Origin of the sequence: Pseudomonas jinjuensis (genome assembly GCF_900103845.1) — a bacterium.
In the GTDB taxonomy this organism is placed as follows: Bacteria; Pseudomonadota; Gammaproteobacteria; order Pseudomonadales; family Pseudomonadaceae; genus Pseudomonas; species Pseudomonas jinjuensis.
Genome location: NZ_FNIJ01000012.1, coordinates 46,237 through 63,187 on the forward strand (window position 1 = coordinate 46,237; position 16,951 = coordinate 63,187).

The window sequence follows — 16,951 nt, forward strand, 5'->3', positions numbered from 1 at the left end:
CGCCGGCCAGCAAGCTCGCTCCTACAGCGGCGCCCATACGCGTGCAAACGGAAAAATTTCCCATGGGCACTGCCCGATTTCCTTCGAGCCCGGTCATTGAAGGCAAAACACGGAATTCCCTTGGGGGGAACAATGACCGCACCGAACCTTTCCCTGTTCCGCGCCAGCGCCCTGGCGCTGGCCCTTGGCTGCAGCATGCCGGCGCTGGCCGTCGCGGCGGAGCCGACGTACCGCTTCGAGCAGGCCAACCAGCCGCTGGATCGCGCCCTCACCGAGCTGGCGGCGAAGACCGGCCTGTCCATCGGCGCCGACGCCGCGCTGCTCTCCGGCAAGCAGGCCCCGGCGCTGCATGGCGAATACAGCGCGGCGCAGGCGCTGGACCGCCTGCTGCAGGGCAGCGGGCTGGAATGGCGCCTCGACGGCGAACGCAGCGTGACGCTGTATCGGGCCCCCGCAACTGCCGGCGAGCCGCTGTCGCTGGGCGATACGGTGATCTCCGCCAGCCGCAGCGACGCCAGCATCGCCTCGATCCCCGGCACGGTGCAGGTGATCGAGGCGCAGCAGATCGCCGAGCAGAACGCCGCGGGACGCAAGATCGCCGACATCCTCGGCACCCTGGTCCCGGGCCTGGCGCCCTCCTCCGGGACCATGAGCAACTTCGGCCAGACCATCCGCGGGCGCAACGTGCAGGTGCTGATCGACGGCGTCTCGCAGAACGCCAGCCGCGACGTGTCGCGCCAGCTGAACAGCATCGCGCCGTCGAGCATCGAGCGCGTCGAGGTGATTTCCGGCGCCAGCAGTCTCTACGGCGCCGGCGCGTCCGGCGGGATCATCAACATCATCACCAAGCGCAACCAGGGCGAGGAGCTGGCCTTCAGCAGCCGCGCCGGCCTCAGCAGCTACGACAACTTCAATCCCAAGGGCTTCGCCTACGAGGCGTTCCAGAGCGCCACCGGCCGCCAGGGCGCGCTGGACTGGTACCTCTCCGCCGACTGGCTGCAGCGCAACGACCAGTTCGACGGCGACAACGAGCGCATCCCGCCGGAACCGCTGCAGGGCAGCGAGATGGATACCGAAGGCCATGACCTGCACGCCAGGCTGGGCCTGGAGCTGGACGCCGAGCGCCGCTTCGACCTGTCGCTGCAGGACTACCGCGACAGGCAGGACACCGGCTACGCCGCCGGCGTGCGCGATGGCGAGGCCGTGGCGATCCAGGGCCTGCAGCTGAGCGACCAGCCGTTCACCCACAACCAGGCGGTGAACCTCAACTACAGCGACCACGACCTGCTCGGCCAGCGCCTGCAGGTGGAAAGCTACTGGCGCAAGCAGGAGGCGCGCTTCTTCCCGTTCAACTGGGGCGCCAACGCCGGAGTGGTCGCCTCGGAGAGCGAGGCCGAGGTCTACGGCCTGCGCGCCGCGGTGGACAGCGCCCTGCCGGATATCGGCGAGGCCCGTGGCAACCTGGTCTGGGGTGCGGACTTCGAGAACGAGAAGGTCAGCCAGTCCGGCGACCGCTACAGCGTCGACGGCCTGAGCTACAGCAAGACCGGCCAGCGCTACGACTTCGGCCCGGACATCGAGACCCTGAGCAGCGCGCTGTTCGCCCAGACCAGCTGGGACATCGGCGACTGGACCCTGCGCGGCGGCGCGCGCCACCAGTGGATCCACAGCGACGTGGCGGACAGCACCTCGTTCGGCGGCATCTGGCAGGCCGGGGTGGTCGAGCAGCTGGACGGCGGCACCCTGCGCTACGAGGACACCCTCTACAACCTCGGCGTGGTCTACCACATCAGCGACTACCAGGACGTCTTCGCCAACTTCAGCCAGGGCTTCTCGCTGCCCGACATGCAGCGCTTCCTGCGCGACGTGCGCGGCGGCTACGACATCCGGCAGCTGAACGCCCAGGCGATCAAGGTCGACAGCTACGAGCTGGGTTGGCGCGGCGACTGGCAGGGCGTGCAGGCCAACGTGACGCTGTTCGAGAACCGCTCGGACGTGACCCAGTTCTTCGATTCGATCAACCGCGCGTTGCGCCTGATCGACCAGGAGGAGCGGGTGCGCGGGGTGGAAAGCAGCCTGACCTGGCATCTCGACGACAACTGGTCGGTGGGCGGCAGCTACGCCTGGACCAAGGGCGAGACGCACCAGAACGGCAAGTGGATCGACCTGCCGGCCACCCGCGTGTCGCCGGCGAAGACCACCGCGTTCGTCGGCTTCGAGGAGGACGGCTACAACCTGCGCCTGCAGGCCATGCGCCTGGAGAGCTACGACGATGCGTTCAAGGACAGCAACGGGCGCAAGATCGAGGGCTACACCACCCTCGACCTGCTCGGCGCCGTGGCGCTGCCGGTGGGCAAGCTGGAGGCGGGTGTCTACAACCTGACCGACCGCACCTACGAGACCCTGTTCGTCCAGGCCAACGCCGCCGCGCCCTTCCCCCATGCCGAGGGCCGCCGGCTGGCGCTGAGCTATTCCGTGGACTGGTGACGCCGAGCGCCTCCGGGGCCTGGCCGCAGGCCCCGGAGGCGCGGCAATGCGCGGATACAAACGAATCGCCGCAGAAAGATCGAATAATCCGGCGGCAGCACTGTCTACTAGCATGTATCACGGCGATATTTCAGAATCGTGAAATTCCGGACGATTTCTGCCCAATGGCGAATTTCGTCCGGTTTCCCAGTTTCGTCCTGACGGAGCATCTGTGCGCCCTCTTACTCGCTGGTGGCATACCCGCGGCAACCTCGCCACCCTCGCCGCCCTGTTCCTTGCAATCCCCGTCGCCAGCCGCTACTGGCTGGGCTGGGGAACGCCGCTCGGCTATCTGTCCGACCTGTTCACCGGCAGCCTGCTGGTGGTGCTGCTGCACAACCGCCGGCTGTTCGTCGCCCTGCCGGTGATGCTGCTGTGGAGCCTGATCACCATCGGCAGCGTCGAGCTGGTCAGCGCCGTCGGCCGCATGCCGGACCTGGCCGACATCAAGTACGCGCTCGACCCGCAGTTCGTCGGCAACTCCACCGAAGGCGGCCGGCTCGCCCAGCCGTGGCTGGTGGCCGCGCTGGCCGCCGGCGTGGCGCTCTGCGCGCTGCTCTGGCGGCGCGAGGAGAAGCCCCTGCCGCGCTACGCCTATGCCGTGCCGCTGGGCCTGCTGGCCGGGCACTTCGGCATGCAGTACTACGTGCCCAGCGACGCCTGGGAATGGAAGCAGTTCAACCTGCCGCACAAGCTGCTCGCCGGGCAGATCAGCCGCGCCGAGCTGGCCATCGAGAACTGGCAGGACCGCAACCAGCCGGAAATCCCCGTCGACGCCAGCGGCCTGACCCGCCAGGACCTGAACGGCACCCCGCTGCTGGCCGGCAACGGCCAGGCGCGCAACGTGCTGATCATCGCGATGGAAGGCATCCCGGGCGGCTACATCGCCACCAACCGCGCGGCGCTGAGCAGCAGCTACGGCGAGTCGATGATGCCCCGGCTCAGCGCCTGGGCCACGCGCGCCATGACCACGCCGGACTACGCGGTGCACAGCCACCAGACCATCCGCGGCATGTACGCGCTGCTCTGCGGGGACTACAGCAAGCTGGACAACGGCACGCCGAAGGGCGTGGAACTGCTCGGCAATCCCGCCCGCGGCAACGACTGCCTGCCGGGGCAACTGCGCCGGCACGGCTTCAGCACCCACTTCCTGCAGGGCGCCGGGCTGCGCTTCATGGCCAAGGACAAGGTCATGCCGGCCATGGGCTTCGACAAGACCCTCGGCCGCGACTGGTTCCGCAACAAGCCGTACCTGGAATTCGCCTGGGGCATGGACGACAAGGCGTTCTTCGAAGGCGCGCTGGACTACGTCGGCCAGCTGCGCAGGAAGGACAAGCCGTGGATGCTCACCCTGCTCACCGTCGGCACCCACCAGCCCTATTCCGCCACGCCCGAGTACCTGGCGAAGTACCCCACCGCGCGCCAGGCCGCCGTCGCCTACCTGGACGACGCCATGGACGCCTTCCTCAAGGGCCTGGAGAAGCAGGGCGTGCTGAAGGACACCCTGGTGATCGTCACCTCCGACGAATCCCACGGCATCGACGGCGTCCGCCTCGCCTCCTCCTGGGGCCTGAACCTGGTCTTCGCCCCGGAACAGGCCGCGCTGCCGCCGGTGAAGAGCGGCGTCTACGGCCACGTCGACCTGGAGGCCTCGGTGCTCGATTACTTCGGCCTGCCGCTGCCGCAGAGCATCTACGGCCGCTCGCTGTTCCGCGAGTACGACAGCGGCCGCGAGATGATCTCCTTCACCAACGGCCTGCTGCGCTTCCACGACGGCAAGGGCCATTTCACCGAGTGCGACTTCCAGCAGGTCTGCCGCACGTACGACAGCGAAGGCTTCATCGCCGACAGCGCGCACTTCGCCGGCCGCTTCGGCGGGCGCAAGGCGCGGATGATCGCCGCCGAGGCCGCCTTCCTCGACCATTCGGTGATCGCCAATCCGATGGACCGCGAATACCAGTTCGCCACCCACGAGCGGATTCGCCTGAAGCCGAACGCCACCAACGACTATACGGACAACCTGATCGGCGCGCAGTACCTGGAATTCCCGCCGGACAGCCTCACCACCGTGCAGCTGAAGATCCGCGCGATCCGCATGGGCAAGGAAGGCGCGCGGGTGCAGCTGAAGACCAAGGAGTTCGAGAAGAACGTGCATGTGCCGATGCCGGAATTCCCGCTGATCACCCGCAACCAGCCGCTCGACGTCAGCTTCAGCTTCGACAACGAGAAGGCGCGCAAGGCGTTCTCCTTCCACCTGCTGGTGGAAGGCCGCGGAGTCATCGAGATCACCGACTTCCACGTCAGCACCCAGCCGCGAAAATCCAGCATCGACGCCCGCGAACCGGACTCCCGGCGCATGGCTGACGGCACGTCCCCCAGCGGCCCGCGCATCGGCGGCCATCCGATCCTGATGGCCCGCCAGCTCGACCAGCTGGAGAAGGAAGCGGACGGCACCAAGCTGTCCGCCACACCCGATCCGGAACTGCGCCAGTTGATGCAGTGACCCGGCCGGACGCCCCGGCGGCAGTGCCTGCCGCCGGGCTTTTCCCGTCCGGCGAAAGCTGGCAGTATCCGCGCCCCTCGCATTGCCCCCCGCACACGCTACTCTTTGTGAACGCAGCCGCGACGCTGATAGCGCCATGCCAGCAGCCGCTTGTTCACCCCTGGCGACAAGACACTGCGGCAATGCGACAACTTGCCAGCATCGCACCGGCCTGCGGCTGGGCTCCCCCGGGAGCGCGTGTTAGCTTCGCATCGCCAGGAAGGCCCCAAACTTGCAGTGGCAAGCGTCAAAAGCGTTCGAAGAATAATAGAGGAGCCCCCCATGGCCGAGGCTGTACCCGCCCTGGAAATCCGCAATCTGCACAAGCGTTATGGCGACCTGGAAGTGCTCAAGGGCATTTCCCTCACCGCCCGTGACGGCGACGTCATCTCCATTCTCGGCTCCTCCGGTTCCGGCAAGTCCACGTTCCTGCGCTGCATCAACCTGCTGGAGAACCCGCACGAGGGCCAGATCCTCGTCGCCGGCGAAGAACTCAAGCTGAAGAAGAGCAAGAACGGCGACCTGATCGCTGCCGACAGCAGGCAGATAAACCGCCTGCGCAGCGAGCTCGGCTTCGTCTTCCAGAACTTCAACCTGTGGCCGCACATGACCATCCTCGACAACATCATCGAGGCGCCGCGCCGCGTGCTGGGCAAGAGCAAGGCCGAGGCCATCGAGATCGCCGAGGCCCTGCTGGCCAAGGTCGGCATCTCCGACAAGCGCCACAGCTTCCCCGCCCAGCTTTCCGGCGGCCAGCAGCAGCGCGCCGCCATCGCCCGCACCCTGGCGATGCAGCCGAAGGTGATCCTGTTCGACGAACCCACCTCGGCGCTCGACCCGGAAATGGTCCAGGAAGTGCTCAACGTGATCCGCGCGCTGGCCGAGGAAGGCCGCACCATGCTGCTGGTCACCCACGAGATGAATTTCGCCCGCCAGGTTTCCAGCGAGGTGGTGTTCCTCCACCAGGGCGTGGTGGAAGAGAAGGGCCCGCCGGACCAGGTATTTGACAACCCCACGTCGGCACGCTGTAAACAGTTCATGTCTAGCCACCGCTAACGGAGCAACACCGCATGAAAAACTACAAGAAGCTTCTTCTGGCCGCAGCAGCCACCCTGGCCTTCGGCGTCCACGCCGTCGCCGCCGACAAGCTGCGCATCGGCACCGAAGGCGCATACCCTCCCTTCAACGGCATCGATGCCAGCGGCCAGGTGGTCGGCTTCGACCTCGACATCGCCAAGGCGCTGTGCGCCAAGATGAAGACCGAGTGCGAAGTCGTCACCTCCGACTGGGACGGCATCATTCCGGCGCTGAACGCCAAGAAGTTCGACTTCATCGTCGCCTCCATGTCGATCACCGACGAGCGCAAGCAGGCCGTCGACTTCACCAACCCCTACTACACCAACAAGCTGCAGTTCGTGGCGCCCAAGTCGGTGGACTTCAAGACCGACAAGGGCTACCTGAAGGACAAGGTGATCGGTGCGCAGCGCGCCACCATCGCCGGCACCTGGCTGGAAGACAACCTGGCCGACGTGGTCACCATCAAGCTCTACGACACCCAGGAAAACGCCTACCTCGACCTGTCCTCGGGCCGCCTGGACGGCGTGCTGGCCGACAAGTTCGTGCAGTACGACTGGCTGAAGAGCAACGCCGGCAAGGACTTCGAGTTCAAGGGCGAGCCCGTGTTCGACAACGACAAGATCGGTATCGCCGTACGCAAGGGCGACCCGCTGCGCGAGAAGCTGAACGCCGCGCTGCAGGAAATCGTCGAAGACGGCACCTACAAGAAGATCAACGACAAGTACTTCCCCTTCAGCATCTATTGATGCCGACCCCGCAACGCCGGCCCTGCGGGGCCGGCGTGTGCCTTCAGGCGTGACACTCCATGATTTTCGACCTGCACGGCTTTGGCGATCAGCTGATCGCCGGCACCTGGATGACGCTGAAGCTCTCGCTCGCCGCGGTCTGCGTGGGACTGCTGCTGGGCCTGCTCGGCGCCATCGCCAAGACCTCGAACAACCGCTTCCTGCAATTCCTCGGCGGCAGCTACACCACCATCGTCCGCGGCGTGCCGGAAACCCTCTGGGTGCTGATGATCTACTTCGGCACGGTGACCGGCCTGAACGCCATCGGCAGCCTGTTCGGCAAGCCGGAGTTCGCCCTCACGCCCTTCGCCGCCGGCACCTGCGCGCTGGGCCTGTGCTTCGGCGCCTACGCCACCGAGGTGTTCCGCGGCGCGCTGCTGGCGATCCCCAAGGGGCACCGCGAAGCCGGCCAGGCACTCGGTCTTTCCGCCCCGCGGATCTTCTGGCGGATCATCCTGCCGCAGGTCTGGCGCGTGGCGCTGCCCGGCCTGGGCAACCTGTACCTGATCCTGCTGAAGGACACCGCCCTGGTCTCGCTGATCACCCTCGAGGAAATCATGCGCAAGGCGCAGGTGGCCTCCAACGCGACCAAGGAACCCTTCACCTTCTACATGACTGCAGCCCTGATCTACCTGGGCCTGACGGTCTTCATCATGGCGGCCCTGCATTACCTTGAACGCCGCGCCGGCCGCGGTTTCGTGAGGACCGAGCTATGACCGACCTGGAACTGATCATCAAGTGGCTGCCGCGCATGCTGCAGGGCGTCGGCCTGACCCTGGAGCTGCTGGCCATCGCCGTGGTCGCCGGCCTCGCCCTGGCGCTGCCGCTGGGCATCGCCCGCGCCTCGCGGCACTGGTACGTGCGCGCGCTGCCGTATGCCTACATCTTCTTCTTCCGCGGCACCCCGCTGCTGCTGCAGCTGTTCATCGTCTACTACGGACTGGCGCAGTTCGAGGCGGTGCGCAAGAGCATGTTCTGGGCGTACCTGCGCGATCCGTACTGGTGCGCGCTGGTCACCATGACCATGCACACCGCCGCCTACATCGCCGAGATCCTCCGCGGCGCCATCGGCGCCATCCCGGTCGGCGAGGTGGAAGCGGCCCGCGCGCTGGGCATGTCGCGGCGGCAGGCGCTGTTCCACATCATCCTGCCGCGCGCCGCGCGCATCGCCCTGCCGGCCTACAGCAACGAGGTGATCCTGATGCTCAAGGCCAGCGCCGTGGTCTACACCGTGACGCTGTTCGACATCATGGGCATGACCCGCACCATCATCGCCCGCACCTACGAGTCGATGCTGTTCTTCGCCCTGGCCGGACTCTTCTACCTGCTGATCACCCTGGTGCTGACCCGCGTGTTCCGTCTGCTGGAACGCTGGCTGCGGGTGGATGCGATGCAGGGGCGCTGAAGGGAGCCGCACGGACCTGTAGGAGCCAGCTTGCTGGCGATCGGCGCGGCTGAATTTCGCGAGCAAGCTCGCTCCTACACAAGAGCCCAGTGGGCCTGCCCTGTAGGAACGGGCCATGCCCGCGACCGAATGGAAACGGGTCGCGCGCGTGGCGCGCTCCTACGACTGGCGCCGAACTCTGGGCGTAGGGCGGATGAAGCGGAACGCTTCATCCGCCATTGCAACATGTGCCGGCGACATGGCGCCCCTTCGACCAAACGACACGCCATTCCCCCGCACTGCCGCTATAATCCCCGCCCCTCCGCGTTCCCCCGCTGCCCACCGTGAACCACCCGACCGCCCCCATCCTGACCGGCGATGCCCTGATCCAGCGCTTCCAGGCCCTGGACGCCTTCCTGCTCGCCCATCAGGCACTGTGGCGGCCGAAGCCGTTCACCCTGCTCGAACTGCCGTGGGAAGCCGAGTACCCGGAGCTGGCCCGCTGGCTGCGCGAGCGCACCCTGGAGCAGGCCGACGCGGCGCACAACCAGCCGCATGAACTGCCAGCACCGGCGCCCTTTCCCGCCCTGGCCGCGCAATCCGCCGCGCTGTGCGCCGTCGGCGACCTGCCGGCCCGGGAGCTGCCGCAGCTGCCGGCCAGCTTCAGCGTCGACGTGCCCGGGCGCAAATGGCAGCAGATCGAAGCCTTCGCCAGCCGCCTGGATTTCACCGAGGCACCTGCGCGCTGGCTGGACTGGTGCGCCGGCAAAGGGCATCTCGGCCGCCTGCTGGCCCATGCCGGCGAGCCGCTGGTGAGCCTGGAGTACCAGGCGGCGCTGGTGGAGGACGGCCAGCGCCTGAGCGACCGCCTGCACCTCAACGCCCGCCACCGCCAGCAGGATGTCCTCGAGGATTCCGCAGGCGAACACCTGCGCGCCGCGCAGACCGCCGTCGCCCTGCACGCCTGCGGCGACCTGCACGTCCGCCTGCTGCGCCTCGGCGCCGCCCACGGCTGTCGGCAACTGGCGGTCGCGCCCTGCTGCTACAACCGCATCGACACGCCGGAATACTCGCCGCTGTCCGCCACCGCACAGCGCTCGTCGCTGCGCCTGAGCCACGACGACCTGCGCCTGCCGCTGACCGAAACCGTCACTGCCGGCGCGCGCGTGCGCCGCCAGCGCGACGCCTCCATGGCCCGGCGCCTGGCCTTCGACCTGCTGCAGCGGGAACTGCGCGGCGAGGACAGCTACCTGCCGGTACCACCCGTGCCGCCCGCCTGGCTGGACAAGCCCTTCGCCGACTACTGCCGCGACCTGGCCGCGCTCAAGGACCTGCCGGCTCCCGTCGAACGCGCCTGGCAGCAGCTGGAAGCCAGCGGCTACCGGCGCCTGGCCACGGTGCGCAACCTGGAACTGTTGCGCGGATTGTTCCGCCGGCCGCTGGAGCTCTGGCTGCTGCTCGACCGCGCCTTATTCCTTCAGGAACAGTCGTACCAGGTCCGCCTCGGCCGCTTCTGCCCCATGCATCTGACCCCTCGCAATCTGCTGCTCCTGGCCGAACGCGCCTAACTCGGGCACCTCCGCCATCCGCCCACAGAAGCTGTGGATAACTCTGTGCGAAACGGCTGAAAAACAGTCGGAAAGGGCTATCTACAGTGCCGCATGGCAGACTGGTCAATCTTCGATCAACGGAAATAAATATCAATAAAAACATATAGTTATAAATTAACCCCAGTCATCGAAACGCCCTTGGACGATTTGCTTCTAACCCGATCCCCACTTGTGAATAAGACAATCGACCGATCATGGGCAAACGGGCATCTCTGTCCCACATGACGGTTTAATGACGGAACCGAGAACTTATTGTTCCATGAGAAAAACAATTGACTCTTGTCAATCACTGCCTGGGCAGTATTATTGAGCGACATTTCCTGCCTAGGCAGTTACTGACCTGTCATGAAACATTACACCACCGCCGATTTCCCCTTCAGGAAATCCATCGCCCATCACCTGGCAGCGGCCAACCAGTTGAAGGACCGCATGCTGGACAAGTACCTCGGGCACCTCGACATCACCGCCGCCCAATTCAAGGTGCTGTTCTTCATCGGTCATAACCGCGCCAACACTCCGGCCGAGCTGTGCCGCGAGCTCTCCCTCGACAGCGGCTCGATGACCCGCATGCTCGATCGCCTGGAGAAGAAGGAACTGCTGCTGCGCCATCCGTGCCCCAACGACCGTCGCAGCATCCGCCTGAAGCTCAGCCCCGCGGGCGAGGCGATCAACGCCCAGGCTCCGGAAATCGCCACCTCGGCGATGAACGACCTGGTCGAATGCCTTTCCGCCGAGGAATTGCAGACTCTCGTCGGCCTGCTCGACAAGGTCCTCAGCGCCCATGGCGCCAGCGTCCAGCCGGCCGAGGAGAACTGATCCCATGCCCCCATTCGCAGGGACACGCACCGCGACGCTGCTGCTGGCCGCGGGCATCGCCCTCGGCGGCTGCGTCAGTCCGGCCGGGCTGGAGCCCAGCGGCAGGCAGCTCGACCCTGCCTCCTTGCAGGCCGGCCGTACCCTCGACGGGACGCCGCTGTCCGATGCCGCCTGGCCGCGGCAGAACTGGTGGAACGTCTTCGGCGACCCGCAACTGGACGCGCTGATCGGCGAGGCGCTGAAAGGCAGCCCGGACCTGCAGATCGCCGAGGCCCGCGCCCGCCAGGCCGCCGCCGCGGCCCAGGTGCAGGACGCCGCGCGCATGCCCAGCGTCAACGCATCGGCCGGCTATTCCGGCCTCCGCGCTCCGGAAAGCGTCGCCCCCGCACCGCTGGGTGGCCGCTATTCGGCGATCAAGTACCTGTCGCTGGGCTTCGCCTACGACTTCGACCTCTGGGGCGGACAGCGCGCCGCCTGGGAAGCCGCGCTCGGCCGGGCGAATGCCGCCGAGGTGGATCGTCAGGCCGCCGCCATCGACCTATCGGCCAACGTCGCCCGCGCCTACAGCGAACTCGCCCACGCCTACGTCGCCCACGACCTGGCCAGCGACGAACTGGAGCGCTCCGAGCGCCTCTACAACCTCAGCCGCAAGCGCATGGACGCCGGCCTCGACAGCAAGGTGCAGCTGCAGCAGACCCAGGCCCAGGTTTCTCTCGCCCGGCAGCAGCTGACCGCCGCGCAGGAACGCATCGACAGCGACCGCATCGCCCTCGCCATCCTGCTCGGCCAGGGTCCGGACCGCGGCCAGGACATCCAGCGCCCGCGCGAACTGCAGCCAGGCGTCCTCGCCCTGCCCTCCAGCCTGCCCGCGGAACTGCTCGGCCGCCGCCCGGACATCGTCGCCGCACGCTGGCGCATCGAGGCGGCGAGCAAGGACATCGAGGCGACCCGGACGCGCTTCTATCCGAACCTCAACCTGAACGCGATGCTCGGCCTGGCGGCGATCCACGGCAGCGACCTGCTCTCGGCGCCGAGCCGCTTCTACCAGGTGGCGCCGGCGATTTCCCTGCCGATCTTCGACGGCGGCCGCCTGCGCGCCGACCTCGCCGGCAGCGACGCCGACTACGACCTGGCGGTGGCGCAGTACAACAAGACGCTGGTCGGCGCCCTCGGTGAAGTCAGCGACGACCTCGGCCGGCTGCGCTCGCTGGAGCAGCAACTGGAGGACCAGCACGAGGCCCGCGACATCGCCCGCTCCAACTTCGAACTGGCCATGCGCCGCTACGGCGAAGGCGTCGGCAACTACCTCGACGCCCTCAGCGTGCAGCAGCAGCTGCTGCTCGCCGAACGCCAGCTGGCCGAACTGGAAGCGCGGCGGATCGACCTTTCCGTGCAACTGATACGAGCCCTGGGGGGCGGTTTCGAGCCCGACGCCGCAGCCGTCGCCCAGGCCAGCGCGACTGGCGCGCATTGAACGAGGCAATCGACATGACCACCGACAAGCAAGAAATCGCCAACAGCATGTCGCAGCGCAAGCGCTGGCTGCTGATCCTGCTCGCCGTCGTGCTGATCGCCGGCGCCGCGAGCGCGAGCTGGGAATACCTCGTCGGCCGCTGGCACGAGCACACCGAGGACGCCTACGTGAACGGCAACGTGGTGCAGATCACTCCGCAGATCACCGGCACCGTGGTGAGCATCGGCGCCGACGACGGCGACCTGGTGCACAAGGGCCAGGTGCTGGTGCGCTTCGATCCGAGCGACGCCGACATCGCCCTGCAGCAGGCCGAGGCCAACCTGGCGCGCAGCGTGCGCCAGGTGCGCGGGCTGTTCAGCAACGTCAAAGGCAACAAGGCGGACGTGGCGGCGAAGAAGGTCGCCCTGACCAAGGCCGAAGCCGACTACAAGCGCCGCAAGAACCTCGCCGACGATGGCGCCATCTCCCAGGAGGAACTGGCCCACGCCCGCGACGCCCTGGACACCGCACGCAACGCCCTGACCACCTCCGAGCAGCGGCTCGACACCACCCGCGCCCTGGTCGACGACACCGACATCATGTCCCACCCCGATGTGAAGGCGGCCGCGGCCAAGCTGCGCCAGGCCTACCTGGACGACGCCCGCGCGGTGCTGGTCGCGCCGGTGACCGGCTACGTCGCCAAGCGCACCGTGCAGGTCGGCCAGCGCGTGCAGCCGGGCGCGGCGCTGATGGCGGTGATCCCGCTGGACCAGGTGTGGGTCGACGCCAACTTCAAGGAAACCCAGCTCAAGTACATGCGCATCGGCCAGCCGGTGGAGCTGCATTCCGATCTCTACGGCAGCGACGTGAAGTTCAGCGGCACCATCGAAAGCCTCGGCGTCGGCACCGGCAGCGCCTTCTCCCTGCTGCCGGCGCAGAACGCCTCGGGCAACTGGATCAAGATCATCCAGCGTATCCCGGTGCGCATCCGCCTCGACCAGCAGGAGCTGGCGAAGAATCCGCTGCGCATCGGCCTGTCGATGACCGCGCAGGTCGACCTGCACGACCAGGACGGCCCGGTGCTGGCCCAGCAGCCGCCGCGCGAGGCGCCGCTGTCCACCGATGTCTACCAGCAGCAGCTGGCTTCGGCCGACCGCCTGATCGAACAGCTGATCCACGCCAACCTGGCCGACAGCGCCCACCGCACCGCGCAGCGCTGACAGAGCCCGACGATGAGCCAGCCCGCCAGCTTCACCCCGCCCAATCTCGCCCTCGCCACCATCGGCCTGTCGCTGGCGTGCTTCATGCAGGTGCTCGACACGACCATCGCCAACGTGTCGCTGTCGACCATCTCCGGCAACCTCGGCGCCAGCGCCGAGCAGGGCACCTGGGTGATCACCTCGTTCGCCGTCAGCAACGCCATCGCGCTGCCGCTGACCGGCTGGCTCAGCCGCCGCTTCGGCGAAGTGAAGCTGTTCCTCGCCGCCACCATCCTGTTTCTGATCGCCTCGTTCCTCTGCGGCATCGCCCAGTCGATGGGCACGCTGGTGGGCTTCCGCGCGCTGCAGGGGTTCGTCGCCGGGCCGATCTACCCGATCACCCAGGCCCTGCTGATCTCCATCTATCCGCCAGCCAAGCGCGGCATGGCGCTGTCGTTGCTGGCGATGGTGACGGTCGTCGCACCCATCGCCGGACCGCTGCTCGGCGGCTGGCTGACCGACAACTACAGCTGGCCATGGATCTTCTTCATCAACCTGCCGATCGGCCTGTTCGCCATCGTGGTGGTCTACAACCAACTGCGCGAACGCCCGGTGACGCTCAAGCGCGAGCCGATGGACTACATGGGCCTGGCGCTGCTGGTGCTCGGCGTCGGCACCCTGCAGGTGGTGCTGGACAAGGGCAACGACCTCGACTGGTTCGAATCCAACTTCATCATCGGCGGCAGCATCGTCGCGGCGATCGCCCTGGCGGCCTTCGTCATCTGGGAACTGACCGACCGCCACCCGATCGTCAACCTGCGCCTGTTCACCAACCGCAACTTCACCGTCGGCACCATCGCCCTGGTGTGCGGCTACGCCGGCTTCTTCGGCATCAGCCTGCTGATCCCGCAGTGGCTACAGACGCAGATGGGCTATACGGCGATCTGGGCCGGCCTCGCCGCGGCGCCGATCGGCATCCTGCCGATGTTCCTCTCGCCGCTGGTCGGTCGCTACGCGCAGAATTTCGACCTGCGCCTGCTCGCCGGCTTCGCCTTCCTGGCCATGGCCACCACCTGTTTCATGCGCGCCAGCTTCAACACCGAAGTCGACTACTACCACGTCGCCATGGCGCAACTGGTCATGGGCCTGGGCGTGGCGCTGTTCTTCATGCCGATCCTCAGCATCCTGCTCTCCGACCTGACGCCGGAGCAGATCGCCGACGGCTCCGGCCTGGCCACCTTCCTGCGCACCGTGGCGGGCAGCTTCTCCGCCTCGCTGACCACCTGGCTCTGGACCCACCGCGCCAGCCAGCACCACGCGCACCTCACGGAGCACATCAGCCTCTACGACCCGTCGACGGCCGACGCCCTCGAGCAGCTCGGCGGCGTCAACCAGCACAGCGCCGCCCTCCTCGACCACATGGTGGAAGGCCAGGCCTACATGATCTCGACGGTCGAATACTTCACCATGCTCGGCTGGGTATTCGTCGCCATGCTGGTCATCATCTGGCTCGCCAAGCCCCCCTTCGGCACCCGCCCCGGAGCCGCCGAAGCAGCCGGCGGCCACTAGCCGGACAGCGCGCCATCACACTGAAAAACAAGAGGTTTACACCGCCCTCCCGCTGGCTATAATGGCGGCCCTCCTTGCCGGTATAGCTCAGCTGGTAGAGCAACTGACTTGTAATCAGTAGGTCCCGGGTTCGACTCCTGGTGCCGGCACCACGAATACAAAGGCCCCGCAGCGATGCGGGGCCTTTTGTTTTTCCAGTCTGCACGCCTGGCCTCGGATGGCCCGCGTAGCCCTCAAGACCATGATTTGTATCCGGAACGGAACAAATCGCCGCTTCTGCAATCGAAAGGCCATCAACCTCAAGCCTATGCTTGGTGCGCCCCGCTAGCCCACCGATTCAGAGCGCTTTGTCTGAATAATCCGATGAGCTAATCTTCGCCCTATCGTGAAACGCTCTCGGTAGGTGGGACCGAGGGGGAAAGGACTTTCCGTGGGTAGCGGCTTCGATGAGGCCCTGTCAGCAAGCGAACGCTGGATGCTCCGGCATTCGGTATTTCAGGACGAATACACAAGGACCAAAAACAATGCTCTTTCCTGTGATCATTTGTGGGGGAGCCGGTAGTCGCCTTTGGCCGGTCTCCCGAGAAGCCCACCCCAAACCCTTCATGCCCCTGCCCGATGGGCAGAATCTTTTGCAGAAAACGCTGCAGCGTGCGCTCGATCTGGATGGCGTGTCGGAGGTACTGACAGTCACCAACCGGGAACTCTTCTTCAAGACGGAAGACGAGTACCGGGCCATCAATGGCCAGCACTGCTACCTCAGCTATGTCCTGGAACCATTTGGACGCAACACTGCTGCAGCCGTCGCTTCGGCAGCCATCCATCTGAAGCAGGTTCATGGCCCCGAAGCGGTGATGCTGGTCCTTCCAGCCGACCATCTGATCCAGAACACCAATGCATTCGCGACGGCAGTCAGCAATGCAGTCAAGCTGGCCAGGAACGGCTGGCTGGTCACCTTCGGCGTACAACCCCAGTACCCCGAAACGGGCTTCGGCTACATCGAAAGCAGCACCGAATCGCTGGATGGCGGCCTGAAGGTCAAGCGCTTCGTCGAGAAGCCGGACCTTGCGACCGCCCAGGAATACATGCAGGCAGGCAACTACTTCTGGAACTCGGGCATGTTCTGCTTCCAGGTCAGCACACTGCTCGAGGAAATGGAAACCTATGCCCCCGAGGTTTCCAGCGCGGTGGAATCCACCGTGGCCAATTCCCGGCTGAGCGAAGGCAAACAGCATCGCTGCCTGCCGCTGGACGCCGAGCACTTCGAAAAAGTCCCGGACATTTCCATCGACTACGCCCTGATGGAGCGCTCGAACAAGGTTGCCACCGTGCCCTGTGATCTGGGCTGGAGCGATATCGGTTCATGGACGGCGATGGCTGAACTGACCGGCGCGGACTCCAATGGCAACCGCTGCGAAGGCGAAGTCCTGACGCACAGCGCAAACAACAACTACGTGCACAGCCCGGATCGCCTCGCCGCGCTGATCGGGGTGCAGAACCTGATCGTCGTCGATACGCCTGACGCACTGCTCATTTCCCACAAGGAGCATTGCCAGGAGGTCAAGCAGATCGTCGCCCAGTTGAAGAAGAAGGGCCACAATGCGCATCTGCTTCACCGTACCGTTCACCGCCCGTGGGGTACCTACACCACACTGGAAGAAGGCGAGCGCTTCAAGATCAAGCGCATTGTCGTCAAGCCGGGCGCTTCGCTGTCGCTGCAGATGCACCACCATCGCAGCGAGCATTGGACCGTGGTGAGCGGGATGGCGAAGGTCACCAATGGCGACAGTTCGTTCCTGCTGAACACCAATGAATCGACCTTCATTCCGGCGGGGCACCAGCACAGGCTGGAGAATCCCGGAGTCATCAATCTCGTACTCATCGAAGTGCAGAGCGGCGACTACCTCGGGGAAGACGATATCGTGCGCCTGGAAGACAACTACGGCCGCGCGCCGTGTTGAGGTCCGTGCAGCCGCGCTAGTTTTGCAAC

The 16,951-nt window shown here is 66.2% G+C and carries 12 protein-coding genes and 1 tRNA gene; all 13 read left to right on the top strand.

Annotation, left to right across the window (positions count from 1 at the left end; translation table 11 throughout):
- The first annotated feature begins 132 nt into the window (after window positions 1–132).
- The 13 genes from BLR75_RS17390 to BLR75_RS17450 all read left to right on the top strand — a co-directional run bounded on the left by BLR75_RS17390 (window position 133) and on the right by BLR75_RS17450 (window position 16,922).
- Window positions 133–2,487 (top strand): TonB-dependent receptor, encoded by a 2,355-nt coding sequence (locus BLR75_RS17390; protein WP_084311725.1) that lies wholly within the window; start codon window positions 133–135, stop codon window positions 2,485–2,487.
- 211 nt (window positions 2,488–2,698) lie between these two features.
- Window positions 2,699–5,029: an LTA synthase family protein gene (locus BLR75_RS17395; protein WP_084311724.1), complete on the top strand. Its 2,331-nt coding sequence runs from the start codon at window positions 2,699–2,701 to the stop codon at window positions 5,027–5,029.
- A gap of 321 nt (window positions 5,030–5,350) precedes the next feature.
- Window positions 5,351–6,124 (top strand): ABC transporter ATP-binding protein, encoded by a 774-nt coding sequence (locus BLR75_RS17400; RefSeq protein ID WP_084311723.1) that lies wholly within the window; start codon window positions 5,351–5,353, stop codon window positions 6,122–6,124.
- A 14-nt stretch (window positions 6,125–6,138) separates the two neighbouring features.
- Window positions 6,139–6,891, top strand: a complete 753-nt coding sequence (locus BLR75_RS17405) for an ABC transporter substrate-binding protein (protein WP_084311722.1) — start codon at window positions 6,139–6,141, stop codon at window positions 6,889–6,891.
- 59 nt (window positions 6,892–6,950) lie between these two features.
- A complete protein-coding gene (locus BLR75_RS17410) occupies window positions 6,951–7,646 on the top strand; it encodes an ABC transporter permease (protein WP_084311721.1) in 696 nt (231 codons plus the stop codon).
- On the top strand, window positions 7,643–8,335 hold the full coding sequence (locus tag BLR75_RS17415) for an ABC transporter permease (RefSeq protein WP_084311720.1): 693 nt from the start codon (window positions 7,643–7,645) through the stop codon (window positions 8,333–8,335). Before BLR75_RS17410 ends, BLR75_RS17415 begins: the two co-directional genes overlap by 4 nt.
- A gap of 323 nt (window positions 8,336–8,658) precedes the next feature.
- Window positions 8,659–9,882 (top strand): methyltransferase, encoded by a 1,224-nt coding sequence (locus BLR75_RS17420; RefSeq protein ID WP_084311719.1) that lies wholly within the window; start codon window positions 8,659–8,661, stop codon window positions 9,880–9,882.
- Between the two features lie 387 nt (window positions 9,883–10,269).
- Window positions 10,270–10,740 carry a MarR family winged helix-turn-helix transcriptional regulator gene (locus BLR75_RS17425; RefSeq protein ID WP_084311718.1) on the top strand — a complete coding sequence of 157 codons (471 nt, stop codon included), beginning with the start codon at window positions 10,270–10,272 and terminating at the stop codon, window positions 10,738–10,740.
- A gap of 4 nt (window positions 10,741–10,744) precedes the next feature.
- Window positions 10,745–12,214, top strand: coding sequence for an efflux transporter outer membrane subunit (locus BLR75_RS17430; protein WP_084311717.1), 1,470 nt, complete (start codon window positions 10,745–10,747; stop codon window positions 12,212–12,214).
- A 14-nt stretch (window positions 12,215–12,228) separates the two neighbouring features.
- A complete protein-coding gene (locus BLR75_RS17435) occupies window positions 12,229–13,413 on the top strand; it encodes an HlyD/EmrA/EmrK family protein (protein WP_084311716.1) in 1,185 nt (394 codons plus the stop codon).
- 12 nt (window positions 13,414–13,425) lie between these two features.
- Window positions 13,426–14,961 (top strand): DHA2 family efflux MFS transporter permease subunit, encoded by a 1,536-nt coding sequence (locus BLR75_RS17440; protein WP_084311715.1) that lies wholly within the window; start codon window positions 13,426–13,428, stop codon window positions 14,959–14,961.
- Window positions 14,962–15,037: 76 nt separating this feature from the next.
- Window positions 15,038–15,113 (top strand) — tRNA-Thr (locus BLR75_RS17445).
- A 372-nt stretch (window positions 15,114–15,485) separates the two neighbouring features.
- Window positions 15,486–16,922: a mannose-1-phosphate guanylyltransferase/mannose-6-phosphate isomerase gene (locus tag BLR75_RS17450; RefSeq protein ID WP_084311714.1), complete on the top strand. Its 1,437-nt coding sequence runs from the start codon at window positions 15,486–15,488 to the stop codon at window positions 16,920–16,922.
- Window positions 16,923–16,951: the final 29 nt, after the last annotated feature.

Excerpts from the sequence above, each read along its gene's own strand:
- BLR75_RS17435 (WP_084311716.1), top strand. The coding sequence starts at position 12,229 with ATGACCACCGACAAGCAAGAAATCGCCAACAGCATGTCGCAGCGCAAG.
- BLR75_RS17405 (WP_084311722.1), top strand. The coding sequence starts at position 6,139 with ATGAAAAACTACAAGAAGCTTCTTCTGGCCGCAGCAGCCACCCTGGCC.
- BLR75_RS17450 (WP_084311714.1), top strand. The coding sequence starts at position 15,486 with ATGCTCTTTCCTGTGATCATTTGTGGGGGAGCCGGTAGTCGCCTTTGG.
- BLR75_RS17440 (WP_084311715.1), top strand. The coding sequence starts at position 13,426 with ATGAGCCAGCCCGCCAGCTTCACCCCGCCCAATCTCGCCCTCGCCACC.
- BLR75_RS17390 (WP_084311725.1), top strand. The coding sequence starts at position 133 with ATGACCGCACCGAACCTTTCCCTGTTCCGCGCCAGCGCCCTGGCGCTG.
- BLR75_RS17400 (WP_084311723.1), top strand. The coding sequence starts at position 5,351 with ATGGCCGAGGCTGTACCCGCCCTGGAAATCCGCAATCTGCACAAGCGT.
- BLR75_RS17410 (WP_084311721.1), top strand. The coding sequence starts at position 6,951 with ATGATTTTCGACCTGCACGGCTTTGGCGATCAGCTGATCGCCGGCACC.
- BLR75_RS17425 (WP_084311718.1), top strand. The coding sequence starts at position 10,270 with ATGAAACATTACACCACCGCCGATTTCCCCTTCAGGAAATCCATCGCC.
- BLR75_RS17415 (WP_084311720.1), top strand. The coding sequence starts at position 7,643 with ATGACCGACCTGGAACTGATCATCAAGTGGCTGCCGCGCATGCTGCAG.
- BLR75_RS17430 (WP_084311717.1), top strand. The coding sequence starts at position 10,745 with ATGCCCCCATTCGCAGGGACACGCACCGCGACGCTGCTGCTGGCCGCG.